This window comes from bacterium (assembly GCA_023135785.1).
Taxonomy (GTDB): Bacteria; CAIJMQ01; CAIJMQ01; order CAIJMQ01; family CAIJMQ01; genus CAZNJA01.
In genome coordinates, this window is the sequence record JAGLSL010000032.1 from 1 (window position 1) to 10,532 (window position 10,532).

8 protein-coding genes are annotated in these 10,532 nt (G+C 40.4%); all 8 read right to left on the reverse strand.

Going from position 1 to position 10,532, the window contains the following annotated elements:
• Positions 1-70: 70 nt before the first annotated feature.
• The gene (locus KAS42_02695; protein ID MCK4905140.1) at positions 71-331 is read right to left on the reverse strand and encodes a type II toxin-antitoxin system RelB/DinJ family antitoxin; all 261 of its coding nucleotides are present in this window, start codon (positions 329-331) and stop codon (positions 71-73) included.
• 258 nt (positions 332-589) lie between these two features.
• A complete protein-coding gene (locus KAS42_02700; protein MCK4905141.1) occupies positions 590-1,804 on the reverse strand; it encodes a U32 family peptidase in 1,215 nt (404 codons plus the stop codon).
• A 505-nt stretch (positions 1,805-2,309) separates the two neighbouring features.
• The gene (locus KAS42_02705) at positions 2,310-2,870 is read right to left on the reverse strand and encodes a hypothetical protein (GenBank protein MCK4905142.1); all 561 of its coding nucleotides are present in this window, start codon (positions 2,868-2,870) and stop codon (positions 2,310-2,312) included.
• A gap of 149 nt (positions 2,871-3,019) precedes the next feature.
• Entirely contained in the window at positions 3,020-3,685 is a 666-nt protein-coding gene (locus tag KAS42_02710) for a transposase (GenBank protein MCK4905143.1), read from the reverse strand.
• A 122-nt stretch (positions 3,686-3,807) separates the two neighbouring features.
• A complete protein-coding gene (locus KAS42_02715; GenBank protein MCK4905144.1) occupies positions 3,808-4,290 on the reverse strand; it encodes a hypothetical protein in 483 nt (160 codons plus the stop codon).
• A 147-nt stretch (positions 4,291-4,437) separates the two neighbouring features.
• Positions 4,438-5,589 carry a hypothetical protein gene (locus KAS42_02720; GenBank protein ID MCK4905145.1) on the reverse strand — a complete coding sequence of 384 codons (1,152 nt, stop codon included), beginning with the start codon at positions 5,587-5,589 and terminating at the stop codon, positions 4,438-4,440.
• A 137-nt stretch (positions 5,590-5,726) separates the two neighbouring features.
• Positions 5,727-7,976 carry an adenylate/guanylate cyclase domain-containing protein gene (locus tag KAS42_02725; protein MCK4905146.1) on the reverse strand — a complete coding sequence of 750 codons (2,250 nt, stop codon included), beginning with the start codon at positions 7,974-7,976 and terminating at the stop codon, positions 5,727-5,729.
• 70 nt (positions 7,977-8,046) lie between these two features.
• Positions 8,047-10,532 (reverse strand): hypothetical protein (locus KAS42_02730; protein MCK4905147.1); only part of this gene is annotated, 2,486 nt, incomplete at its 5' end.

Below are 10,532 nucleotides of genomic sequence, written 5' to 3' on the forward strand. Positions count from 1 at the left end.
AAATCTTTGCCTCTGCGTTTACAACGCTTAACATCTTTTTCAAACTGTTTAGTATAAACAGGGATATACATTACATACCCAATTTTTTAAACATATCTTTAGTATCTTCACAAACAACAAAATTCTTTTTTTCATTCGTTAATTTGAAAGTATGCTTAGTCGTTGATGTGGGAATTACTACATCAAAAGGAAGTCCATCGTAAAGTTCAACTTGTTTATAGAACATTGTAATTGCTTGTGTTGCATTTAAACCAAGCTTATGAAAAATATTTTCCGTATGACTCTTTAATTCTGGCTTTATTCTTGCTCTAATCATTGCACTTTTACTCATAAAACACCTCCATTTACGATGAATGTATCACAAATGAGATACAAATACAAGTTTTTTTATTTTAGCCTAACATAATAAACCCGTTGCACGAACAAGCGAAGTGCGGAAAGGATCAGCTAATTGATTTGTCGACAACAAATCATCATTTCGCATTTCGAGGTCTGACCTTGATTTTCCATAATTTATTATTATTTTGTACTTCAATAAATTTGATTCGAGCTCATTACATAATTTAACAAAAGAGTTCTCGCTTAATATTTAGCGAGATAATTTTATCGGTCGCCTCACGAGATCAGATTCTCTCACCCCGAGGGGTAAGGGTATCGTAACTACTTCATCATTTCTTCCGGAGACTACCCGTCGACCTTGCTCATCATACATTTCCTTGACCTCAAAGAGCTTCTCTTCCAGTCCCTTTGATAGAAACCCGATGGTATATCCCAACTCTATGGTATTTCTCAGGGCAATCAGACCTCTGCCACTCCTTACGGACTGAATAACTCCAATCAGTTCATGACTCATACGGTAAACCTTTTCATCATGGTTATATCCATTGTCTGGCTGGTGGCCCAAAAACATTCCTGTGGTATATCCCCTGTTTGAGATCATCGACAGCTCCTTTAACCAGGTTTTATCCACCATATATGTTCCATTTCCAAGGCTGTCTATAGCTTCTCTATACACCTTGACAGCACCAGCAACATAATTGATCCCCTTCATCCTGCCTTCGATCTTGAAACTGTTTATCCCTGCCTCTGATAGCTTATCAAGGTATTCGATCATAGAAAGGTCTCTTGAGCTCAATATAAATGTGCCCCGGTCATTCTCGTATACAGGAAAGAACTTCCCCTTTCGTGTTTCCTCCATTAGCGTATAGTTCCATCTGCATGAATTAGTACACTCGCCCTTGTTTGCAGATCTGTTTGCGAGAAAACTACTGATGTAGCATCTGCCTGAGTATGAGATACATATTGCTCCGTGAACAAAACATTCCAGTTCAATGGAAACACTATTCCGTATATCCTTAATCTCATCAATCGTGAGCTCCCTGGAGAGCACAAGCCTCTTTGCCCCCAACCTCTCCCAGGATTTAGCTACTCTGAAGTTGGTAATGTTTGCCTGTGTGCTGACATGAAGAGGAATGCCAGGGCAAAGTTCAGCTGCCATTTCAAAGACACCAATATCAGAAATAATAATGCCGTCAGGTCTAGCCTTATTGCAAAACGAAAGATGTTCTCTTATTGCGGAAATATCCCTGTTATGAGGAATAATATTAAGCGTAACATATGCCTTTTTTCCGTTACTATGTAAAAATTGAATCGCCTTATCAAGCTCGTTTTCCGTGAAATTATCCGCCCTTGCCCTTAGGCCGAACTGTGACAAACCCAGAAAAACAGCATCAGCGCCGTAATGAAGAGCAATCTTCAACTTTTCCATATTTCCTGCAGGAGCGACTAACTCAGGAATATTCATATTAGTCCTGCCGTCCTTTATTTGTGATAATGTGCGAGACCATAATAATCTAGTATCTGGTATATGGTATTTCTCTAAACATTTTTTCTTCTCATACTACAAAATTTAAACCATTGTAAAAAACAGCAAATTCAACACAAAGGATATTTTAAGTTAGTTTTATACAGGGTGTCAATTAAGTGAACCCCGCTCCCCGTGCTTTAGCACAAGGCTTTGGGGAAAACTTAATAACACAAACCATCCATCTCCGCTCTAAAGAGCAGGGCTTTACGGGAGCGGAGTAAAACTATTATAGGGAAAAAAGTGAAATCTCTTGCTATGTATATGAAGAGAAGGTAACAGTTCCAATCCTTACTTGCCCCGTTACGAAAGAAAGGTGAGTTTTCGGGGGTTTAATGGAATCTACTCTCAAACTTTTTCCTTCTAACATTCAGCATCAGGCTCAAAATGACCAGTATCCACGCGGGTCATTTTGTAGCCTGCATGCTTTGGTTCGACGATACAACTAGTCTTGCGTGATTTCTCGCATTGCGTCTGGCCCGACTGCGGATCTGACCATCAGATCGAGACATCTCTGGGCCTCTTCGTACTTAAGTAAGGACTGGTAAGCGCGATCCTTTTCCAGTGTGAAAACGTGGACGAATACTTTTCCCTCGGGACTGCGCGCACTGATCTGGTATACATACTGCGTCTCAGGCTGTTCTTTCTTGCCCAGTGTCGAGTGGTACGGATGCGGCTTAGCAATGCGTATCGCTGTCTCTGCGTTCTGACGATTGATCTCCTCGATTTGTTCCTTTCGGCCAACGGTGGTAAAGCCCGCAGGTAGGAATATGGAAACTAGGTCACCCCAGAAGCCTTTTGACAGAGTGTATGTCTTCTTCAGTTGAATTGCCTGCGGGCGAACATAGATAAGGCTGCATTCGCTCTGGTAACTCCCGATCTCCGACCATTGAAAGAATTCCTCGCCTTCATTCAGGTCAGTTGCCAGAGCAGTCAGAAATTCTATGATGTAGCCCTGTCCCACCGATTCGTCGATCCCCGTGTTTTGATCCTCAGCTTGTGTCATGCCATTCACCTCCTTTCTCTATTCTATGGTTATCTAACATTTGAGCTCACCTGCCGAAAAAGCGCCAGCTTTTTGGTCAGGTGCAGTGATTTGTGGCAAAAAGCAAAAAGGGAAAAAGCAAAAAGGAAAAAGGGGACAGACACCTTTTTTTATTTATTCTTTCTTGGTCTACCCTGCCTTATACATTTTAAAGAACGGTTTAATTTGCTTTCCAGCTTTTTAATAAATTTATCTGTACCCACCACTAGACCCCTATTGGTTTTCAGCCTAATTTCTTTTACCATTTCATCATCGGTTTCCGTCAAGTATTCTTTCCATTCCTTCATGGATTTTATATTTTTATATTTACTGATATTGATTAATGGTTTACGGTTATCTTCTACATGCTCTTTTGCGCTAGACCACTTATAATCCCATGCTTTCTTGGTTATTTTTGCACGTACAGGATTGTTTTCAACATATCTTATAGCTCTATACAGATGCGCGTTATCTAATATGCAGGAATAAAATCTCCCTTGCCATAAATGACCTTTGGCGCCTCTTTGCCGGTTAATATAATGCGAATAACGCATATGCACCGTTTTAAACAGGTTTGCCAACCCATCCTCCCGCTTTGGCTTCACCACAAAATGCACATGGTTGTTCATCAGACAATATGCTAAAACATTTACGCTGTTTTGTTCAGCATATTCATCTATCCATTCGCAATATTGCTTATAATGTTCTCTGGTATTGAAGATTTTTTGCCCGTAATTGCCACGCTGGGTTACATGGTATGCAACATTAGGTATAACTATCCTTCCATGTCTTGGCATAAAAATATTATATTGGGGCAAAAGCTATATGTCAAGACTAAAGGTGTCTGTCCCCTTTTACCTTTTACTTTTACCTTTTATTTTTTATTTTACCTTTTAGTTGGAATGCCTTGTTATGTGTTTTAATTACTTTTTAATCTGTATTTTTTAAAATTCTTCATTAACCAAGTTGAATAGTACTTTATAAATGGCAACAACTCTTCAGCCTTAAATCTAACAATCTCGTGTTTTCCACAATTACTATTGTCCATGAATACAATTTCATCTATTAAAAAATCTTTATTATACGATTCAACCTTAATATCAAAATGTGCAATTGAGTGTCTAAGAGCAATTATTAAATACTTTAAATTTTTAATATCATTGCTTACCTTTGAATTTTCTAATCCGATTTTCTTTTTAAATTCTTGAGTTAATCGTTTTTTGGGAATATACGAAACCATTCTTTCTTTAGGCATAACAATTAGACCTAAAAGGCAATTGATCAGAAGTGTATAGTTATACTGTTCTTTAAAATCAAAATTAGATGCCATACTCTTGTATTGTGAAATAAGAGAAAGAGATCTTTCAATAAATTCGTATTCTAAATCTTTATAATTTCCCATTTTTACTTCTTCTCACATAACATACATCATTGAATAAAAAGGTCGCTGTCCCCTTTTAACCACTTGTGTCTGTAGAACGTCGCAAATCAGCGGTGCGGTATTCCGCATACGCTGAATTTGTCTCGTTCGGCAGTTTGTTTCTGCCCACTATTTTAATCGCACGCACATCTTCAGATCGTTGCTCAATGGATGTTGCAGATCGAAGCTGGTGTCCAAAAGCTTGAGGGACACTTCAATCGTTCCGAATACGCTGGACCACTGAGGATCATTGTCGCTCAAAAAAGGCGAGAACTCGAAGTACATCTCTCCTCTATTGTCTGGGAGCGCCTTTGGATAGAAGTACATTTCCCGCTTGCTGTCCGCTATCCAGTACGTCAGCAGCAAGACAGGGTCTCTCTTCAGCTTCCTGTGCACTTCGCAGGTAAGCTTACCTTTGAGCTTGTCTGTTGACGATATCCGGTCTTCCACTGCGTGAAAAGTCACGTCCGAAAGAGTCACGAAGGAATCTGGATGTTGACCTCCCGGGTCTTGTCGTTTGGGTGTTTCGATGAAACCATGGACCAAGGCCATGTCGCGGAAGCCTCTCTCTTTGGCATGGTCGGGCCGGACACCCAAGGCTACGAAGCAACCGTCTATCCACGTGAGGATATACGGTTTACCCGACTTTGATAGTCCGTGGGCCATGAGCCAATAGGCGCTTCTGTCCTGCTTGATGGTTTCCTCTAATTCCCACTTGAACCCAAGCACAATCCCAGCCTCTGCGGTCCCGAGTTTGTTATTGCGCGATATCCACTGGATCGCAACTCGTTCGTCCGGTGATAGTGCTTGCATATGTGCGGTGGAAGCCCGCTGTGTGGCTTGGTCTTTTTCGCTGGCGATCTCAAATGTGATACTGATGCCTCCTCGGCGCTCTAGAATCTCGGCACGGCGTTCATCGGTTATGTAAAGCCGCAGATGTGGTGTCTTGTCGAAACTCGCGCTCTCATTTCCTAAGCCAACGTAGCTAATGCCCGCTGCCGTGTCTTTACGACCGAATGCCGCCATAAGCTTGACAGGAACAGATGGGGAGAATCCGAAAACCCAGAACTCGTTGTCTTCCAGACCAGCCAATGTTTTTATTGGGTTCTTCACTGAAGTAACGCAGACCAGTTTCTCTGGCAACGCCTTAATGACAGCCATTTGCTTCTCTGTCACGGGAACCACCACGTGGTCCTCTCTCTTGGTGTTGTCGCTGGCAATGGCTACTGTAGTTGATAGACATAACAGAAAAAGAATAAGCCACAGATTGACAAGTCTCATTTCATATCTCCCGTATATTGTTGAACTGCTGAACATAGTCACACTTCGTTGCGTTGAGTGAGTCGTTCTCCTTTCTTGCCAAACACACACCATTGAACAGTCACTCTTAGTATGTCCATGATAGCAGATAATTATTTTTATTTAACTTCTCTACCCTTCCCCAGATAATATTTGCTTGGACCGTCTTCAGGGACTATTTGCAATACTTGTGAAAATTCTTTTTCCGCTTCCAAAGGTTTTGCCAATTTATAAAGATTAAGCCCTGCCTCAAAATGTTTAACAATATTTTCGGTTTCGGGAGTTATTTCTTCCTTCCTGCAAATTGGTTCATAAATTTTTACACCTTGTGTTCTTCCCCTTACCGTAACTTCGTCAATTTCCCTGCAAACAATCTTTTCTTTTATTTTCTGATAAGTATATTCGCTTAGCAATATATTGTTTTTATATATTCGGGTCAATTCTTCTATCCTCTGTGTTAGGTTTACATTATCCCCCATTATCGTATAGTCAAGCCGCGTCTTAGAACCCATATTCCCGACAGACACCTCGCCAGTGTTTATACCAATTCCTATATCTATTGAGGGTTTATTTTCTTCTTTCAATTTTTTCCGCAATTCTTTCAGGGCACTTATCATATCTAAAGCCGAAAGAACAACTCTTAAATAGTGGTCTTCTTGTGGCAATGGCGCACCGTAAAAAGCCAAAACAGCATCTCCGATATACTTATCAAGCGTCCCTTCATATTTGAATACAATATCGCTCATGGGGGTAAGATAATTATTCATAAATTCTACAAGTTCTTCAGGGGAAAGCTTCTCCGATATTGTTGTAAAACCTTTTACATCCGAATAAAGTATTGAAACAGTTTTTCTTTCTCCACCTAGTTTTAACTTCTCGGGATTTTTTATAAGTTCATCAACAATCTGAGGCGGGACATATGTTTGAAAAGCGCCTCGTATTTCACGCGCTTTACGCTCGGTAGTCAATGCTCTATAAAGCGCCTGTGTCGTATAAACAAGAGCAATGCTTGAAATAGGATAGAACATATTAATCCATATTCTCATGTTTTTAAACAGAAGGAATGCCGCTACACTGTAACCGACAAGCAAGAAAATAGCCGTGTAAGCGCCATAACTTGCATGAGGAAATTTCGGGATAGCAAATATAAGTATTGAACCTAATAAGATTATGGCTAAAAGGTTAGCAAGATTTACTTCATCAGAATAATATACAAATTCATCTTTCAGGATTGTGTTGGGATGAACATTACTTATGAGTGTACCTGAATAAGACATGAACCAATTATTAAGTATTGCATATATGGTTTGGGCATGTATTTTTATACCCGGAACCACAGTATCGGTCGGTGTAGCCCATGTGTCTCTCATAAGCCCGGGGTCGGTTATACCTACCAATATAATTTTATCTTTGAAATTTTCAATATTATCAACCGTTCCGGTCATAACATCAACAAATGAATAAGTAGGAAAAGAATCAAGGGAAGCGCTCTGGTCAAGAAGTATCGCTCCGCTTGTATCAATAGGGATATTTTTTTCTCCCAAAGTAAGAGATGATATACCTTCTACTGAAACTCCAAGATGTATATTTTCATCAAAATAATTTTTTAATATCTGTAAAGGAAACGAACCATACCAGACTTTTTCATGTTCATATTTCATAGGCAGTGTTACTTTTCTCAACACTGCGTCCGAATCGGGAAATATGTTTAAAAATCCGTAGTTTTTACAAGCGCGGGATATACTCTCGATACTTGATTCTATTCCATAACCTCTTCTGAGCAAGAATTTTTCATCACCTTTAACTCTGGAACTTACCAAAGAAATTTGAGCTTTAGAGATTAATTTTTTTGCCTTTTGTTTTTCCGCCTCTGTAAGATGTTTTACCTGCTCGTCTGAATCGGTGAAAAAATAATATCCCAAAACCACATTGCCGGCCCTTTTTATTGAATCAGTTAAAATTTTATCGTTATCGAATTTTTCCCGATATCCTTCTATAAGGTCTTGGGAAACCCTATCTTCTAAATCTGTTTTATCAAGAACTTCTGATAATGCGTTAGCTTCTTCCTCGGAAAAAAGGACATCAATGCCTATTACTTTAGCGCCCCATTTACTCAAGTTATCTATAACTTTTGCGTATGCATCTCTGGGCCACGGGAATTGCCCAATCTGGTCTTCGGATTTGTTATCTATGGTAACGATAACGATATTTTGCGAGGGAATTGTTTTCTGGAAAGTTTCAAATCTTAAGTCGAGCGTTTTTAGTTCAAGCTGGTTAATGAAATCAATGGGGAGAAAATAAAGAAAAACGATTACTGCAACGGTGAAAAAGCCGATAGTATAAGAATTGATTACACGGAATTTTTTCAATTTTTCTATAGGAACCTGCCAAACTTACGACTAAAAGCGAGCCCGCCGTTGTAACAGTGGCGGGCTATTTTTATTTCTCCACTACAACTCCACATCCTTCAACTACGGGATACAATGTTGACCTGACCAAAACTTTCAAGAAATCGTGTTTTGCTATGAAATCCGCAACTTTCGGAGAATATCTATAATATGTCGAAACAAAAACTTTTCCGATTGGATTGCTCAATAAATATCTATCCCTGAAATTCTTTAAGATATTAACTTCTCCCGACATAGGTGAACCAAAACAAGCAGTTGCGATAAAACATCCGCTTCCGCCACCGCTACCTTCCTCACCTGATTCTGATTCAGACCCCGTTCCTCCGGGAGGCGGAGGAGGCATTTCTTCTCCACTAACTTTTGCGAATAAGGTAAGGGTTCGCTCCAATGACGGAACGAAAGAGTTAGGTATAGTGGTTCGGACAGGATTGATTAAAAGCCATACATCATCTTCGGTCAAGTTATTGAGCCAATAACTCTCGCCCCGCCTCATAACACCTGTTCCGCTATAACTTCCGTTTAAATATCTCCAAAGCGTATGGGAAGTGACAGTGTTTTCATCAGATGAAACATCACAAATAACATACCCTTCAATTCCCTCATCATAATAAACTACATCTACCGTATCCCAATCTATATCAAAATTAAACGGAGTTCCGATTTGGTTCCAGCCGGGTTCAAGACAAATTCCCTCGTCATACGGCTCATCATAGTAATCCTCCATAGACCCGGTAATACTCAAAGTCGCGTCATTTCGCGAAATAAGCCATAAGCCATAGCCGGGATCCATATAATTGTATTCTGCCCTGGCAAGTTTTCCTTCTACCACGTAATCTCCAAAATCATCAAAAGGATATTCGTCGTAACTTCCGAGTTCAGTATCCCACATAAAAGCGCGCCAAAGTTCTGTGTCGTAATCGCCCAAATTATCCGCTAACGGGTCGAGAACACCTGACCATAAAGGAGAAGAAATCATGACATAAGCCGAAGCAGTCGTTCCGCCTGTAATTGTTCTTGAAAAAGTTGCCTCTCCCGTAAGGTTTGGGTCTCGTATAAGGTCGGTATCTACATAATCTCCTAAAAAATTATCCCAATATTGTGTATAGCCATTTCCCAAAAGAAATGATAAATTTGCGCCGATGTAATTAGCACCCACCTCATCCCACCACCATCTCGGCGAATATATGGAAAGTCCGTTGTCTGTGGAAGAACCGTGATTTGCGATTATACATTGGTCAAACGCTTCTTTTGCGTCATAAGCGTATTGAAAAATAGTATCGCTCTTGGCATATTCGCTGACACCCTGCATGAAACTTCCTAAATCGCGGAAGACAATTTCGCCCGCATCATCAATAGTATAGCGTCCCGCTCTCTGTTGAGCCGCAAATATAACATCCCAATCGTCATGGATTATATTAAGCGCCGTATCAGCAAAACCACTTACAGTATTGGCAAGCGACTGGACAGGACTGACATCCCTGATTCTTTGAAAAATAAAAAATTCATAAGTATTCTCGGCGAAGCTACCGTTTATGACAATCATTTCCTTGTCTAAAGACATTGTGCCGTCAGTCAAGGATATGCCTTCTCCTTCAAGAGAAACAATGCCGGTATCCGTTATACTAACTATACCTACAGGGATTTCACTTTCTATAATAGACATCTCCCCTTCAATCACTATAACAGGCAACGACACTCCAACATATTCCGAGCCCTCATATTCATTACATCTTAACCCGTGCATACTCCATAAACCTGCAAGGTCTGCTTGGGAAAATACTACACCGTTTTTCTTTTGCAAAATAATAATTTGGGAGTCATTCCTATCATTTTCAACTACTCCGACAACCACATTCTTACTCTGCGACATCGCTCCGAACACAATAGGGTTCCCCTCATCATAAAACTCTTTAATAGTAACGACGCCGTTCCAATAATTTTCTTCTTCGTCTGTCCAATTTATGGAAACAAGATAACTATCTTGGATTTCTTCCTCTGCCTCTCCTTCATCGCTATCCACAAAAGACGTCCATGTCATAAAGCCGCCTGGTGTTATATTCGCCTCTCCTCGTTCCCAGCCACAATACCCTCCGCTATCGCAATCGAAAGAATGCATGTCCCATTCGCCCGCAAGGTCGGACTGGACAAAATCTACATTTTCGCCTCTTTTCTGCAAAACAATAATCTGCGCCGTATCGTTACCAACATCGTCGGTAATTGTAGCTGTAACCGTCTTTTTATCCGGCGACATAAATCCGATAAAAGAGTCTTCATTATCAATTTCTACAAGTCCGTTTGAATCTATATAAATTTGGGTAGGCATATCGTCCGATTCAAATTCCTCTCCATACCATTGCCTTACCAATCCTGTTTCACTTATATCCATTCCGCCAAAAAATGCGTAGCAACCCCCTTCGCCGCCGCACTGCAAAGAACTTATGTACCAATCGCCCTCAAGGTCATGCGTGGAATAATTTGCAAGAAGGATTGAAGAAAGGGAATTGTTGGCGTTACCTG